This is a genomic window from Veillonella sp. oral taxon 158, from assembly GCF_018376515.1.
In the GTDB taxonomy this organism is placed as follows: Bacteria; Bacillota; Negativicutes; order Veillonellales; family Veillonellaceae; genus Veillonella; species Veillonella rogosae.
On sequence record NZ_JAHABE010000001.1, the window covers coordinates 58,155 to 73,700 of the forward strand.

Annotated in this window: 14 protein-coding genes; 13 read left to right on the forward strand and 1 reads right to left on the reverse strand. The window is 36.9% G+C overall.

Annotation, left to right across the window (positions count from 1 at the left end):
- Positions 1-32: 32 nt before the first annotated feature.
- The gene (gene uvrA / locus KH364_RS00280) at positions 33-2,885 is read left to right on the forward strand and encodes an excinuclease ABC subunit UvrA (protein ID WP_273297864.1); all 2,853 of its coding nucleotides are present in this window, start codon (positions 33-35) and stop codon (positions 2,883-2,885) included.
- A gap of 43 nt (positions 2,886-2,928) precedes the next feature.
- On the forward strand, positions 2,929-4,755 hold the full coding sequence (gene uvrC, locus KH364_RS00285) for an excinuclease ABC subunit UvrC (RefSeq protein WP_273297865.1): 1,827 nt from the start codon (positions 2,929-2,931) through the stop codon (positions 4,753-4,755).
- 48 nt (positions 4,756-4,803) lie between these two features.
- On the opposite strand, the gene KH364_RS00290 is transcribed toward uvrC, so the two are convergent.
- Complete coding sequence (locus KH364_RS00290) at positions 4,804-6,147, reverse strand: MATE family efflux transporter (RefSeq protein WP_273297866.1); 1,344 nt, start codon at positions 6,145-6,147, stop codon at positions 4,804-4,806.
- A gap of 266 nt (positions 6,148-6,413) precedes the next feature.
- On the opposite strand from KH364_RS00290, the gene KH364_RS00295 reads away from it, so the two are divergent.
- From KH364_RS00295 to KH364_RS00345, 11 genes are all read left to right on the forward strand, one after another.
- A complete protein-coding gene (locus tag KH364_RS00295; RefSeq protein ID WP_273297868.1) occupies positions 6,414-7,073 on the forward strand; it encodes a TerC family protein in 660 nt (219 codons plus the stop codon).
- 174 nt (positions 7,074-7,247) lie between these two features.
- The gene (locus KH364_RS00300) at positions 7,248-7,916 is read left to right on the forward strand and encodes a TerC family protein (RefSeq protein ID WP_273297869.1); all 669 of its coding nucleotides are present in this window, start codon (positions 7,248-7,250) and stop codon (positions 7,914-7,916) included.
- A complete protein-coding gene (gene rlmD / locus KH364_RS00305; RefSeq protein ID WP_273297871.1) occupies positions 7,916-9,406 on the forward strand; it encodes a 23S rRNA (uracil(1939)-C(5))-methyltransferase RlmD in 1,491 nt (496 codons plus the stop codon). The genes KH364_RS00300 and rlmD overlap by 1 nt, the downstream gene beginning before the upstream one ends.
- A gap of 148 nt (positions 9,407-9,554) precedes the next feature.
- The gene (locus KH364_RS00310; RefSeq protein ID WP_024066714.1) at positions 9,555-9,869 is read left to right on the forward strand and encodes a TfoX/Sxy family protein; all 315 of its coding nucleotides are present in this window, start codon (positions 9,555-9,557) and stop codon (positions 9,867-9,869) included.
- Positions 9,870-9,897: 28 nt separating this feature from the next.
- Positions 9,898-11,376: an ABC-F type ribosomal protection protein Lsa(C) gene (gene lsa(C), locus KH364_RS00315; RefSeq protein ID WP_273297873.1), complete on the forward strand. Its 1,479-nt coding sequence runs from the start codon at positions 9,898-9,900 to the stop codon at positions 11,374-11,376.
- A gap of 274 nt (positions 11,377-11,650) precedes the next feature.
- Positions 11,651-12,070 carry a hypothetical protein gene (locus KH364_RS00320; protein ID WP_273297874.1) on the forward strand — a complete coding sequence of 140 codons (420 nt, stop codon included), beginning with the start codon at positions 11,651-11,653 and terminating at the stop codon, positions 12,068-12,070.
- Positions 12,071-12,262: 192 nt separating this feature from the next.
- A complete protein-coding gene (locus KH364_RS00325) occupies positions 12,263-12,703 on the forward strand; it encodes a BdrN protein (protein ID WP_273297876.1) in 441 nt (146 codons plus the stop codon).
- A gap of 41 nt (positions 12,704-12,744) precedes the next feature.
- Positions 12,745-13,392: a DUF4304 domain-containing protein gene (locus tag KH364_RS00330; RefSeq protein ID WP_273297877.1), complete on the forward strand. Its 648-nt coding sequence runs from the start codon at positions 12,745-12,747 to the stop codon at positions 13,390-13,392.
- Positions 13,393-13,555: 163 nt separating this feature from the next.
- Positions 13,556-14,617, forward strand: coding sequence for an ankyrin repeat domain-containing protein (locus tag KH364_RS00335; protein WP_005386941.1), 1,062 nt, complete (start codon positions 13,556-13,558; stop codon positions 14,615-14,617).
- A gap of 28 nt (positions 14,618-14,645) precedes the next feature.
- On the forward strand, positions 14,646-15,044 hold the full coding sequence (locus tag KH364_RS00340; RefSeq protein WP_273297879.1) for a bacteriocin: 399 nt from the start codon (positions 14,646-14,648) through the stop codon (positions 15,042-15,044).
- Positions 15,045-15,064: 20 nt separating this feature from the next.
- Positions 15,065-15,535, forward strand: coding sequence for a glycosyl transferase family 4 (locus tag KH364_RS00345; RefSeq protein ID WP_273297881.1), 471 nt, complete (start codon positions 15,065-15,067; stop codon positions 15,533-15,535).
- Positions 15,536-15,546: the final 11 nt, after the last annotated feature.

Genomic DNA, 15,546 nt, shown 5'->3' on the forward strand with positions numbered 1-15,546 from the left:
GATTGGTATCATCTCTTTAAATAGGAAACATAATGAAAGATCAATTGATAGTAAAAGGTGCGCGTCAGCATAATCTTAAAAATATAGATATATCCTTACCACGGGATCAGTTTATCGTTTTGACTGGCCTTAGTGGCTCTGGTAAATCGTCCTTGGCATTCGATACAATTTATGCAGAAGGGCAACGACGCTATGTAGAGTCTTTATCTGCTTATGCACGTCAATTCTTGGGACAAATGGATAAACCCGATGTAGACTATATTGAAGGTTTATCTCCAGCTATTTCTATCGACCAAAAGACTACAAGCCGTAACCCTCGTTCTACAGTTGGTACTGTAACGGAGATTTACGATTACTTGCGTCTATTATTTGCTCGCGTAGGTCATGCTCATTGTCCAGAATGTGGTAAGCCTATTACACAACAAACAATACAACAAATGACAGACGATGTAATGAACTTTCCAGAAGGTACTAAGATTTTAGTATTAGCTCCTATGATTCAAGGGAAAAAAGGAGGGCATAAATCCGTCTTTGATCAACTTCGTAAAGAAGGTTTTGTTCGTGCCCGTGTAGATGGCGCTGTACGTACATTAGATGAAGAGATTGTATTAGAAAAAAATAAAAAACACTCTATCGATATCGTAGTAGACCGTCTCGTTGTAAAAGAAGGTATTGAATCTCGCTTAGCAGACTCTATGGAGACCGCATCAAAATGGGCAGAAGGCATTGTAGTTATCCAAGAGGTAGATGGACCTGAACACATGTATAGCCAACACTTTGCATGTCCAGATTGCCATATTTCCTTACCTAAAATTGAGCCGCGTATGTTCTCTTTTAACAGTCCATTTGGTGCCTGCCCAGCTTGTTTGGGAATTGGCTCTACCATGGAAGTAGACGAAGAACGCGTTATTCCAGATGGATCTATTACTTTTGCCGATGGTTGTGTACAAGCGTTGAGCTCTAACCCTAATGCATGGTTTATGCGCCAAGTAGAAGGTCTATTAAAAGCTAATGGATACTCTTTAAATTCTACTTATGATGAATTGCCAAAAGCATTACAGAAAAAAGTAATGTACGGCACTACAGATAAGGTTGCTTTCACGTACGAAAATATGCGCGGTGAAGTGAAGGAATTCTTTACTGAGTACGAAGGTATTTTACCGATGGTAAAACGCCGTCATAGTGAAGCCTCTACAGATTCCATGCGTGAAGAGTTTGAAAAATTTATGTCCATTAAGCCTTGTACTACATGCCATGGTGCTCGTCTTAAACCTGAAGTGTTAGCTATAACCGTAGGGGATAAGAACATCAATGAAGTGACCCAATTGACCATTAAAGAAGCACTCGATTTCTTTGGTAAGTTACAGTTAACAGAGCGGGAACAAGTGATTGGTGCTCAAATTATGAAGGAAATCAATGCTCGTCTTGGGTTCCTCAATAATGTAGGCCTTGATTATCTTACTATGAACCGTAGTGCAGGTACTTTATCTGGTGGTGAAGCGCAACGTATTCGTCTAGCTACGCAAATCGGCTCTGGTTTGGTAGGTGTATTGTACATCTTAGACGAACCGTCCATAGGGCTACATCAACGAGATAATGATCGACTCATCGATACGCTGAAAGGCTTGCGTGATTTAGGTAATACCTTGCTCGTTGTAGAACATGACGAAGATACGATGCGTGCGGCTGACTATCTCGTGGACATTGGGCCCGGTGCAGGTGAGCATGGCGGTCAAATCATTGCCGCTGGTACGGTAGACGAAGTGATGAAGGTAGAAAACTCCATTACTGGTCAATATTTGAGTGGTCGTAAATTTATCGCTCTTCCGGAAGAACGCCGTAAACCAGGTAAGAACTGCATTGAAATTCGCGGTGCTAAGGAAAACAATTTACAAAATGTAAATGTAAAATTCCCTATTGGCTTATTCAATGTTGTTACTGGTGTCAGCGGTTCTGGTAAGTCTACCTTGATTAATGAAATTCTCTACAAAGGTTTAGCTAATCAATTATATCGCTCTAATCACAAAGTAGGGGCTCATAAAGAAATCCGTGGTCTTGAACATATCGATAAAATCATCAATATTGACCAAAGTCCTATCGGTCGTACGCCGCGCTCTAATCCAGCTACCTATACAGGTGTATTCGATGCTATACGCGAGCTCTATAGTCAAACACCGGAAGCAAAGATGCGCGGTTACAAACAAGGGCGCTTTAGCTTTAACGTAAAAGGTGGCCGCTGTGAAGCTTGTCGTGGTGACGGTATCATCAAAATTGAAATGCACTTCTTGCCAGATGTGTACGTACCTTGTGAGGTTTGTAAGGGAGCCCGTTATAACCGTGAAACCTTAGAGGTTAAATACAAAGGCAAATCTATTGCAGATGTACTAGATATGACGGTAGATGATGCGGTTGAGTTCTTCAGCGCTATTCCGAAGATCAATCGTAAAATGGTTACCTTGCAAGAGGTAGGTTTAGGCTATATTCGTTTAGGTCAAGCCGCAACAACCTTATCTGGTGGTGAAGCACAACGGGTTAAATTAGCTACTGAATTAGCTCGTCGCAGCACAGGTAAAACATTGTACATCCTAGATGAACCGACTACAGGTCTTCACGCCGAAGATATTCGCAAGTTATTACACGTATTGCAACAACTCGTAGAGGGTGGCGATACCGTTGTCGTTATCGAGCATAATTTAGATGTCATTAAGATGGCAGACCATATTATAGACCTCGGGCCTGAAGGGGGTAATCGTGGTGGTACTATCGTAGCTACAGGAACACCTGAGGAAATCGTTAAGGTGAAAGAAAGCTATACAGGCAAATTCTTAGGTCCTGTATTAGAACAGACTAAGAAATTTATGAAAGCAGCTCAAAAGAAGAAATAATAGTGCATACAAAGCTTAAAAATCTACGAGGAAAGGAGGACATATGCCATCTGAAGAATTACTAGAGAAGGTCAGTCATTTGCCGACCACACCAGGTGTGTATTTATGGCGCGATCAATATAACCGTATCATCTATGTAGGTAAAGCCATTAATTTGCGCAACCGCGTACGTTCCTATGTGCGTAATGATGCGAACCGAGCGCCGAAGGTTGCGGCCATGATGAAGCGAGCCGTCGATGTGGAGATTATCCAAACAAAGACGGAGATGGAAGCGCTTATTTTAGAGAATACGCTCATCAAGGAGCACGAGCCTAAATACAATATTAGGCTTCGTGATGATAAAACGTATCCGTACGTTAAAATCTCAGTACAAGAGGATTACCCACGTGTATATATGACGCGCCGACTAGAACGCGATGGAGCCAAGTACTTTGGTCCTTTCACAGATGTAACATCTGTACATGTAGTATTGAAATTAATATGCCAGTACTATCCACTCAGGACATGTAAGTCTATGAAGGTGGAGCGACCATGTTTGCAATATCATATGCATTACTGTGAAGCACCGTGCTTTAACAAGATTTCCGTATCGGATTATGGAAAGTATATCGATGAAATTATAGAACTCTTTGAAGGTAAGCCTATTCCTTTGCTGAAGGAAATTAAAGAGAAGATGGAGCTTGCTGCAGAAGACTTACGCTTTGAAGATGCAGCACGTTATCGAGATCAGCTAACTAGTATAGAAAAAATCCAAGAAAAACAGCGCATGGTTACACAGCGTGGCGACTTAGACGTGTTAGGTATTGCAGGGGATACCTCGATGGCTTGTGTACAGTTATTATTCATCCGTGGTGGCCGACTATTAGGCCGTGAGAACTACTTTGTACAACATGATGGTGATAGTGCTGAAACGATCATGACGGACTTTATCAAGCAATACTATGGAGATACAAACTTCATTCCAAAGGAATTATTATTACCTATGGATAGCACCGATAGAGACTTGTTAAAGGAATGGTTTACACAGCTTAAAGGCCAGAATGTAGACGTATCTGTGCCACAGCGTGGTTATAAGATGGACATGATTAAGATGGCTCATGAGAATGCAGAAACCTTCCTAGAAGAGCGTCGTCGTCAGTGGCAACACCAAATTGATAAGACCGGTGGGGCTGTTAAAAAATTAGCTGAAGTCCTAGACTTGCCGCGATTACCAGAGCGTATGGAATGTTTCGATATTTCCCATACACAAGGGGCCGAAACGGTGGCGTCTATGGTTGTCTTTGAAGGCGGTAAGCCTGTGAAGAAGGAGTATCGTCGTTTTAAATTGAAAACTACGCAAGGTAAACCTGATGACTTTAAGTCTATGGCTGAAATTATGGAACGACGCTATGGTAATGAAACAGGTTGGCCTATGCCAGACCTTATTATTATCGATGGTGGGAAAGGGCAGCTTAATGCAGCATTGCCGCTTATTCGTGGTGTAGGTGTTACAGATGTGCCTGTTATCTCTTTAGCTAAACGTATTGAAGAGGTCTTTGTAGAAGGACAATCTGAAAGTATTATCTTAAGTCACCGTTCACCAGAGCTTCAATTGCTTCAACAAATACGGGACGAAGCCCATCGTTTTGCTATTACGTACCATCGTAAGCTACGTGGAAAACGTAATTTAGAATCTATTCTAGATCATATTGAAGGTATTGGGCCTAAGCGTCGAAAGGCATTATGGGCTCACTTCAATAGTTTAGAAGCCATGAAAGAGGCATCTATTGATGAGCTTTCAAAGGTGGAATCTATGAACTATAAGACGGCAGAAGCATTATATAATTTCTTCCGCATGTCTAAGGTAGAAAAACAAGATATGTTGAAATAAAAGAGAGCATCTTATGTAAGATGCTCTTTTACTGTATAAATATATTATTTATTTTTGTTGACGCTGAATGTACCAAGTACGCCAAGTGAATAATATACCTGCTGCTAGTACGCTAGCGAGTAACCCAATCCATACGCCAAATGGTCCATAATTATGATTTTTAGCAAGGATATAAGCAGTAGGGAAACATACGCCCCAATATGATACGAGGGAGATGTATAGTACTACTTTTACATCCTTGTAAGCTCTTAGTATACCTTGTAGTGGAGTACCGATGGCATCGATAGCGGAAAAGAATACGCCATATCCAAGGAATTGATAAATAAGACCATATACTTCATCATCATTTGTGAATAGGTCCGCAATATCATCCATATGGGTGAACGTAAAAGCACAAATGAGTAACGCAATGATGATGGCCATTACGCGAGCGATGTAAGAATACTGAATGGCCTCCTTTTTACGCCCTGCACCAAGCTCGTAAGCAACGGCAATAGTAGAGGCCATAGCAATACTGAGTGGTAAGCAGTAAAATACATTAGTAAAGGAAATAACCGACTGATGGGCTGCTACTACGGCAGATCCAAAGTGAACCATCAAGAGGCCAGCGATACTAAAGATACTAGCTTCTAAGAAGATAGAACCACCAATAGGAATACCCACATGTAATTGCTCACGAATATAGTGGAAGCTTGGACCTTTAAAGTCTTTATAAATACGATAACCTTTAAGCTTCGGATGTAATAGAATAACCAAGCTAAAGAGGATAAAGTTGGTCCAACAAGCACCAGCTAAACCGTAACCCGCGCCAACACCACCGATTTCAGGGAAACCGTAGTGGCCAAAGATGAGTGCATAGTTTAAGAATACATTAATCACAAAGCTTGTAAAAACGATAGCCATAGAGTAATGTGTTAACCCATGGGAATCAACTGTATTACGCAAAGTATTTACCCAAAGTAGAGGGAATAAACCAAGGGCAAAAGCTTTCAGATAACTAACACAAACCTCAGCAGCAGCAGGTTCTAAATTTAACGTAGTCAGTAATGGGCGAAGACCCAATATACCGATTAGTAAAATGATAAATGCTAGGCCTGTACCAATGAAAAGACCTTGATGGAAAATCATGGAAATATCATCTGTTTTCTTAGCTCCCAATAGCTGAGAAATGATCGGTGTGATACCCATTAAAGTTCCTTGTGCAAAGATATAGAAGAGGAGCCATAAATTATACCCCGTAGCGACCCCAGCTAAATCTATCGTACTATATTGTCCCGTTAAAAAGATGGCTATAAAAGTACCACCTATAAGGGAAAATTGCGTTATACACATAGGAGTAAATAGCTTAATGAACAACCATAACTTTTGTAATATAGAATATGTTTGATACATACTTACCTCCCTTTTATTGATATACTATACAATATCATAAAATCGCTTAATTTAATAGATAAAACCTAGAATTAATAGGAATTAAATCTATTAATAAAAAGCGATTATATTGTTGATTTTGAGAATAAAAATAGTTATGAACTCCCACTCATTAAGGTGAAGAATGTATGAGAAAAATGTATATATATGTTAATAATTGAATTTTACACTACCTAACTATATCGATTATAATATATATACTATAGTTTAATTCTAAGGAGGATACATTGGACATCTTAACTGTACAAGGCTTATTAGCGATGCTTCAAATCATCGTTATCGATATTTTATTAGCTGGTGACAATGCCATCGTTATCGGTATGGCGGCCCGTAACTTGCCAGCTCATTTACAGAAAAAAGCAATATTCTGGGGCACTGCAGGTGCCATTATTCTACGCCTTGTTATGGCATTCTTATTCGTAGAAGCGTTAAACAACATTCCTGCTCTACGTTTAGTAGGTGGTATCCTTCTTTTATGGATCGGCTACAAGCTCGTTGCTGATGATGAAAGCGAGCATAATATTGAGGCTAAAGATAATTTACGTGCTGCCATCATGACAATTGTCATTGCGGACGGTATCATGGGCATCGATAATGTTATCGGCGTAGTAGGTGCTGCTGGTGGTGACATGACATTAGTTGCTATTGGCATGCTTATCACTGTACCTATCATCATTTATGGTAGTACTTTGTTTGTGAAAGTAATTGAACGCTTCCCAATTATCCTATACGTAGGTGGTGGTATCCTCGCTTGGGTAGGTGCTGCTATGAGCGTGGAAGATAAATTGATTTCTCACACTGTTGAACCATATGCTTTGTTCATCAAAATCGGAGCTGTGATCCTCGTAGTAGGCGCATCTCTATTAGCAAATAAACTAAAAAAATAATGAAACATATCTCTTCTTCTAGTAATAGGAGGAGAGATATTTTTTTGACAAAAATATTCTTAATAGAAATCATCATAAGGACTAAGCCTCATGTATAGATGAGAAAATACAATATTTATGGTATAGTTAAGGGATAGTTATAGAATTAGTAGACTGAATTGAGGTAAGTACAGAATGGAATTTTTAGAAGTTGCTACGTGGATAACCATTAGTAAAATCATTTTAATAGATATTTTATTAGCAGGAGATAACGCTGTTGTTATCGGTATGGCAGCAGGTAAGCTAGCTCCAGAACTACAAAAGAAAGCCGTAATTTGGGGTACAGTAGGTGCCATTGTAATGCGCCTTGTATTCGCTACTCTTTTAGTAGAGGCTCTTACTTTAATTCCTCTTATTCACTTAGGTGGTGGCCTTGTACTTGTATGGATTGCCATTCAATTATTAAAAGGTGGCGATGAAGATGCACATATCGAAGCTAAGAATTCATTAATGGGTGCCATTTGGACGATTATTGTAGCTGACGCTATGATGAGTATTGATAATGTCATCGGTGTAGTAGGAGCCGCTAAAGGTCATTTAGAGCTTGTTATTGCAGGTATGTTAATTACTGTTCCAATTATCGTATTTTGCTCTACATTATTTGCTCGAATTATTAATAAATTTCCTGCCATTCTTTGGGCTGGTGGTGCACTCCTTGGCTGGGTTGCAGGCGAAATGATTGTGGAAGATCCACTTCTTGTTCAATATATTCAAGGGGAAGAATTACTGGTGAAAGTAGGGACAGTATTCTTCGTACTCGTTGTGACAGGTATTATTAAAATTTGGAAGAAAAGAGACGCGTAATGAACGGTACAGGTCGTACATCTCGTAAACATAAATCGAAACAACAGAATAGAAGAGGGGCTCGTTCTAACCAAGGCCAGACCACTAGTGGTACAGTATCTAAAAAGCAACAAGCTATACTCAATGCACCTGTTAAAGTAGGTGATGAAGTGCTCGTCATAATTCACGGTATTGGTAGCAGCGGTGAAGGGGTAGGTCGTGTAGATGACTTTACTGTCTTTGTTCCTTTTGCCTTGCCTGGAGAAACTGTGAAAGTAGCTATTGATATGGTTAAAAAAACCTATGCTACAGGGCGCCTCTTAGAAATTGTTACGATGGCTCCCAATCGTATCGATGCAAGTTGTGATCTTTATGGATTCTGTGGAGGCTGCCAACTACAACACATTACCTATGAAGGACAGCTTTCACTAAAAACACAAAAGGTGAAGGACGTTATCGAACGCATTGGTCATCAAAATCCAGACCTTGTTAAGCCTACATTAGGACCCAAAGAACCATGGGCATATCGCAATAAAATGCAAATGCCTGTAGGCGGCACTAAAGGCGATATTCAAATGGGATTCTATGCGATGGGATCTCACGATATCGTACAAGGTACAAACTGTCCTATTCAAGATGAAGGGAATAATATCATTGCTCAAGCGTGTTACCAAATCGCTAAAGAATTTGATATTGAACCGTATAATGAACATACAGGCAAAGGTATACTACGCCATGTAATCGGGCGCATTGGACAATCTGGATGGATGATTATCCTTGTAACTGCTACAGATTACTTACCACACCAAGAAAAGTGGGTAGAAAAATTAACAGAACGAATTCCTCAAATAGAAACTATCGTTCATAACGTAAATGGTAAGCGAACTAATGTTATACTAGGCCCTAAAAATAATATCCTCTATGGGGATGGGACGATTACAGATCATATTAAAGATTTACGGTTTACCTTATCTCCACACTCCTTTTTCCAAGTGAATCCAGAACAAACTACAGTGCTTTACGACCAAGCATTAACTTATGCGGATCTAAAAGGGGATGAAACAGTTATTGATGCGTACTGCGGTACGGGGACCATTTCATTGTTTTTGGCGCATAAAGCTAAACATGTAATAGGTATTGAAATCGTAGAACCAGCCATTATTAATGCTCGTGAAAATGCGAAACGCAATGGCTATGATAATACAGAATTCATCGTCGCTGATGCAGCCGTAGAAATGCCAAAACTTTACAAGGCCGGCGTACGACCAGACGTAATTGTATTTGACCCAATTCGAGCAGGCTGTAAAGAAGAAGTACTAACCTCTGCAGCTGGCATGGAACCAAAACGCATTGTCTATGTATCATGTAACCCAGCTACCATGGCACGAGACATTGAAATCCTTACACACTATGGCTATGAACTACAAGAAGTACAACCTGTAGACATGTTTCCAATGACAGCGCATGTCGAAGCGGTGGCTTTGCTTACTAGGAAAGAAATAACGCAGTAAGCATTAGCACTGGGCAGGGATGTCCAAGAATTCGAGCGAAGTGAAGAATGATTGGCTGCGTGCTACTGCAAACTGAAGTCCCAATATATAGATCTAATATAATTATTAAAATAGTGTAGACGAATTAAAATTTTTTGAGGTACAGGTTATGGCTTCAAGTAAAGAATATTTAGATTTTATTTTAGAACAACTATCCGAGTTGGAAGAAATAACATATAGATCAATGATGGGTGAATACATTGTTTATTATCGCGGAAAAATTGTTGGTGGAATTTATGATGATAGGTTTTTAGTGAAACCTGTTAAATCCGCAATAGCATATATGCCAAATGCAAAGTATGAGTTACCATATGATGGAGCAAAGGAAATGCTATTGGTAGATGATGTTGACAACAAAGAATTTTTAAATGGCTTATTTAATTCAATGTATGATGATTTACCTGTACCAAAACTAAAGAAATAATCAAATTTGAATTTGAGGGGGTATTTTTATGTCTACAATTAAAATTGAAAACCTCAATTTCTCATATTATGGTTATGTAAAACCTGTATTTGAAAATGTATCATTTTCATTTGATACAAACTGGAAAATAGGGCTAATAGGAAGAAATGGAATTGGAAAATCAACACTATTTAAGCTACTGCTAAACCAAGAAGTTTATAAGGGGAAAATCAGCAAAAGTGTTGATTTTATTAAATTTCCACCTAATTTAAGTGATACTTCAAAATTGGTAATTGAGTTATATAAAGAACTAATTTCAGATGAGGAAGAATGGAAATTATATAGAGAACTTAATTTGCTAAATGTAGATGAGAGTCTTGTTTATAGAAAGTTTGAAACACTTTCCAAAGGAGAACAAACAAAAATTCTCTTAGCTATTTTGTTTACAAGAGAAGATGGTTTTTTACTTATAGATGAACCAACAAACCATTTAGATATGGACGGGAGAAAAATTGTAAGTGAATATCTGAAAAATAAAAAAGGTTTTTTACTTATATCTCATGATAGAGACTTTTTAGATGGCTGTATCAATCATGTTATTTCGATTAATAGAAACTCTATTGATGTTCAATCAGGAAATTTTACATCATGGCATGAAAACAAATTGATGAAAGATCAATTTGAAATTAGTGAAAACGAGAAATTAAGAAAAGATATTAAACGATTAAAAGAAGCTGCAAGACAAAGTAAAAACTGGTCTTATAAAATTGAAAATACCAAAAACGGTGTAAAAGTATCAGGTGTAAAGCCGGATAAGGGACATATAGGTCATCAGTCAGCCAAGATGATGAAAAAATCTAAGAATTTGGAGAATAGACAAAATAAGACAATAGAAGAAAAACAGAATTTACTAAAAGATATTGAAACAAAAGAAAGTCTATTATTGCGTCCGTTACATCACCACAAAAATCCTCTAATATCGGTTAGAAATTTATCTTCATATTATGGAAAAAGGCAGATATTAAGTGATGTAAGTTTTGATATAAAGCAAGGAGATATAGTGGCTATATATGGGGGTAATGGTAGCGGAAAATCAACCTTGATTAAAATTGTATTAGGTCTAAATCACGAGTACGTAGGTGATGTAAAATTAGCAAGTAATTTAAAAATATCATATATTCCCCAAGATACATCCAATTTAACAGGCCACCTAAATGAGTATATTCATAAGCAAGGTGTTGATGAAACATTGTGCAAAATAATTCTTAGGAAATTAGATTTTGCAAGAGAATTGTTTGAAATGGATATGAAGAACTATAGCGATGGACAAAAAAAGAAAGTTTTAATTGCTGTAAGTTTATCAAAGCCGGCTCATATATTTGTTTGGGACGAACCATTAAATTATATAGATGTAATATCAAGGATACAGATTGAGGAAATTATAAAAGAAGCAAAACCTACACTTATATTTGTGGAACACGATAAGAGGTTTGTAGAAGATATAGCTAATAAAATAATACGATTATAAACTAAATAACAACTCTCAGTTTGTCGAGGTAATACCTTTTAACGATAACCTTATGCTATCGTTAAAAAGTATGTGGATATATTCCCACATACAAACGCAACTACCTGATATACTTGGTGTTCACTCAATCCACGTTGAGGCGGTGGTTTTGATCCCTAGAAACGAAGTGACGCAGTAAGCATTAGCACTGCCCATGTGATAGGCGTCCAAGAACATGAGACGTAGACGAAGTATGATGAACTATAATTCTAGATTTTGGTTTATGAGGAATAATATGGAGTTTATACATGATAGAAAGAGTAACATCCTTTTCAGTCTTTATGGTAGTAAAGTAAATGGAATCAGAATTCATAATAAAACATTAACATTAACAGTTGACGAAATGTATCAATTGGTTGACGGTGAGGAAAGAGCATTTTCCGGTGAAATATCTTTTAAAGACTGTGATGTGGACTTGTGTAAGGTACTAATATTTAACAAAACGTTAGGCGAAGGTAGATTTTATGGCAAGTCCATTTGTTTACGTGATTTTATGAATGAGTATGTAGACTCAGAATTTGAAATAATTACGGAAGGCTATTTTGCCAATACAACTACATATACAGGTTGGCTTTGGATTGATGAAAAACCTCCAGTATCTGTCATTATGTATATTTGGAATAGCGGGGATATGGTGTATCGTGTAAAAAAATAACTCTATTTTTTACAGATAAAATTATGCTAGATATAGGGAAGAGAAAGATTGATATAATATTTTATAGGTATTGAGAGCGTAGAGAAATCCAGTATTAACTCTCATGATAACGCACGATATAATGGATTTGCACACTAGGAATAAAGAGATAAAATAATACCTTGTATTATAAGTTTATGGAGTTAACTATATATGGTCTGGCTAAAACCAATGGATTATAAAAAACAAGAGTATATGGAGTTAAGGCTTAATGCACCATTAGGTGAGCACATACGATTAGATTTTAATCCTCTAAAAATTACTGATATGGCTGACTCTTCATCAAGTTGGAAGGATTGGCACTGTTATAGAAAGCCATTACGGGTTTATAGTCCAGATTTTGATATCTTAGTTTCTTATTTTAATCAAGTGTATCCTATTATAGATGCATCAGATAATACTGAAAGAGATAGATTTGATGTATGCTTTGATAATTGGATTAAGAAAGATTACTGGATTAAAATAATTCATAATATTGAAGTTGATCTTATAAACTTTAGTAAAGAAGAGAAAGAGTTTTTAAACACATTTATTGCTTGGATAACGGACGCACTTCAACATACATCTGTTATAGTAGTTGAAGGAAATCTATAAAATAATTAACCGTATAATATTGGAGGAGTACTTTTATAATCATGAAACCTAGAGAATTATGTGAAAAAGCTTGGCAAGAGATTGCAAGTAAATTCCCTGATTTTAAGGTAGTTAGTAAAGGTCAGAAGTTAAAGAAATCATCTAAAAATAAAGACCTTACTTTTGAGATATACTTTCAGGCTAACAGAAATAATTATGCGTGTAGTGTAGAATTTGTTCCACATGTTTTTATCTATTCAAAAGATATGAAGAAGGCTAATTATCATAATGGATTTGTTTATGGCGGAGAACTTGGAAGCTTATTAAATAGAAAAGCTTGGCACTGGTGGCAATTAGCAGGAGCAAGCTATCAGTATACTGTAGATGAAGTTAGCAAATTACTTAAGGAACATATCATACCAGTATTTGATGATTTTGAAGATACAGAAAGTAATATTGAAAAGTTTATAGATGGAGATATAATTGATCATAACTTACTGTATTATATTTATCACTTTGGTGGGAAAGATAAAGCTCAGCAATATTTTAATAAAATAATAGAAAAAGATAAGTTAAGAAGTAAATATATTGGCTTTTATAATCATTTGAAAGACTTGCCGAAGGAAAGTATCTTATTAGATGAAGGAGAGTTTTATGGAGCTGATATGATTAAGTTTGCATATCTTAATGGAATTGAAATAGAAAAATAATAATTAAGCCCTTCGCTTATGATATGTACCCCCTTTACTGGACAACCAGTAAAGGGGGTACATATCATAAGCGAAGGGCTTTTACTATACACTCATACTTATAAATGTAATATAATGTAATTAGTGATAATCATTTTAAATATATAGTTCATGGGAGAGTGACATGATACAGTTAAAAGATTTAGGTACATTTGAATCTGTGCCTCATATCGTAACAGATATTGTAACAGGAAATATTAGCGCTTTAGAAAATGCATTAGCCAATGGTTGGGATATTAATATACCTATAGAAATTGGTGAGTATAGTGAGCATACACCTTTAGAATTAGCTCTTGTTATGTGTTGCTTGCCAAGTATTCAATGGTTAGTGGAGAATGGCGCTAATCTTAATGATGAAGAAAATCCAAGTTTCTTATTAGCTGTACGGTATGGTAATAAAGAGATTATCGACTATGTTGTGACTCATGGTGCTAATTTTCACGCCTTGAACCGTGTAAAAGTAGATGCCTTTCGAGCTGCCTTATATGGCAAGAAATATAATCATTTACAGATTATTCATGACTTAGGCCATACGGTACAGAAGTATGGCGGTAAAGCTTTCAGAAATGCCATTACAGATAGAAATTATGAGGTTCTAGATTTCTTTATTCATAATGGTGTAGATATTAACTACAATAAGCCTGATTCTGTATATCCCTTTAAGCCAACGCCATTGTGCGTAGCAGCACGGTATGTAGATTTAAAGATGTGTAAATACTTGGTAGAACATGGCGCTGACGTGACCATCACGGAAAAGGATGGTATGCGCGCCTATAGCATTGCTATTGAAAAAGGCGATATGGAAATGGCAGAGTATTTTAAATCCTTAGAGCCTGCTGAGTTTCATGATATACAAAATAAAATGGATCAGTTAAAGCCATTTAAATTACCAAAAGCATTAGTGAATTTTTTAGCGGGCGAACAACTTTACTTTGAATTGCCAGACTCCGATTTTATATCTATAGAGTTCTTCCCACTTATTGATACGATTCCATTTAAATTAGGTCGTCGTAATCTATTGCGTTTATCTAAAGAACTGGGCGAGTATAACGAGTGGCAAATTGTATGGGACCCTAAAACTAAAAAGATTTCTTGTTATGATGTAGAACATCAAGAACTACGAGAGCTTTGTAAATTTGATGAGTTTATGTCCGATATGGCAGGTCAATTAGAAACCTTGTTTTAGGGTATATCGTAAAGGAGAGGCAATACATATGACAGATACATTTGAGAAAACATATACGGATTGGTCCATTGATGTAGGTACCTATAAATATGAATGTATTACACTGAATGAAGTTGAACAAAATCTGTATGCTATTGAGGACCAAGAGCAAGACTTTGTAGTTATTTCTCCATCAAAGCCAATCGCCATAGATAATAAACTATATAACTTTGTACAGGTTTGTAGTGATCAAGATACCGATTTATTACATATAGAGCTTAGTGTAACTAATGATGGTGACCGAGGCGCCATCATATATGGTAAGAATGAGCTGGGCCATCAAGAGGTATTACAGATAATAGAAGATTTTATTGCTCATCATAAGGTGCCATCATTAGATGATTGGGAAATCGTGTTAGATTTAAGACCTGAGATAGAAAGCCTGTAAAGGATACTGTGGAGCTTATTATGCTATATACACCGAATAACCTTTTGTATAAGTATATTCGCTATCGATTTAGACGGATTCAGATTGAATGTAATATGGTATACGATGTAACACTAGAGGAAGAAGATGAGATTTGCCGTGATCTGTTAAAAAAGAGAGCGAAGATATTGATTCCAGTTGGCATATTATATTGTTTGATTTTTGCTGTAATTTTTGTTTGGCTATTAGGAACAAGTGAAGAATTAAACCCGCTAATGCAATGGGAGATAAAAGTCTTTGACTATGTCACACCCATTTTAAATACCATCGATTTTAAGTGGTATGCATATTCACTTGACCTATTGCGAGTAGCACTTATTTTAGCGCCTATAGGGATTATAAATGTATCTCCTTATATCATTTTTTCCTATATGGTTGATACCATTTTGATACGACGCAGGGTAAAAGCTTTAATTAAAGAATATTCCACTGATGTGAAACTATTTGATTAAGATAATTTATG

Coding starts and splice junctions, on each gene's coding strand:
- KH364_RS00345 (WP_273297881.1), top strand. CDS start 15,065: ATGCTATATACACCGAATAACCTTTTGTATAAGTATATTCGCTATCGA.
- KH364_RS00310 (WP_024066714.1), top strand. CDS start 9,555: ATGGCTTCAAGTAAAGAATATTTAGATTTTATTTTAGAACAACTATCC.
- KH364_RS00330 (WP_273297877.1), top strand. CDS start 12,745: ATGAAACCTAGAGAATTATGTGAAAAAGCTTGGCAAGAGATTGCAAGT.
- KH364_RS00340 (WP_273297879.1), top strand. CDS start 14,646: ATGACAGATACATTTGAGAAAACATATACGGATTGGTCCATTGATGTA.
- KH364_RS00320 (WP_273297874.1), top strand. CDS start 11,651: ATGGAGTTTATACATGATAGAAAGAGTAACATCCTTTTCAGTCTTTAT.
- KH364_RS00300 (WP_273297869.1), top strand. CDS start 7,248: ATGGAATTTTTAGAAGTTGCTACGTGGATAACCATTAGTAAAATCATT.
- uvrC (WP_273297865.1), top strand. CDS start 2,929: ATGCCATCTGAAGAATTACTAGAGAAGGTCAGTCATTTGCCGACCACA.
- KH364_RS00325 (WP_273297876.1), top strand. CDS start 12,263: ATGGTCTGGCTAAAACCAATGGATTATAAAAAACAAGAGTATATGGAG.
- uvrA (WP_273297864.1), top strand. CDS start 33: ATGAAAGATCAATTGATAGTAAAAGGTGCGCGTCAGCATAATCTTAAA.
- KH364_RS00335 (WP_005386941.1), top strand. CDS start 13,556: ATGATACAGTTAAAAGATTTAGGTACATTTGAATCTGTGCCTCATATC.
- rlmD (WP_273297871.1), top strand. CDS start 7,916: ATGAACGGTACAGGTCGTACATCTCGTAAACATAAATCGAAACAACAG.
- KH364_RS00290 (WP_273297866.1), bottom strand. CDS start 6,147: ATGTATCAAACATATTCTATATTACAAAAGTTATGGTTGTTCATTAAG.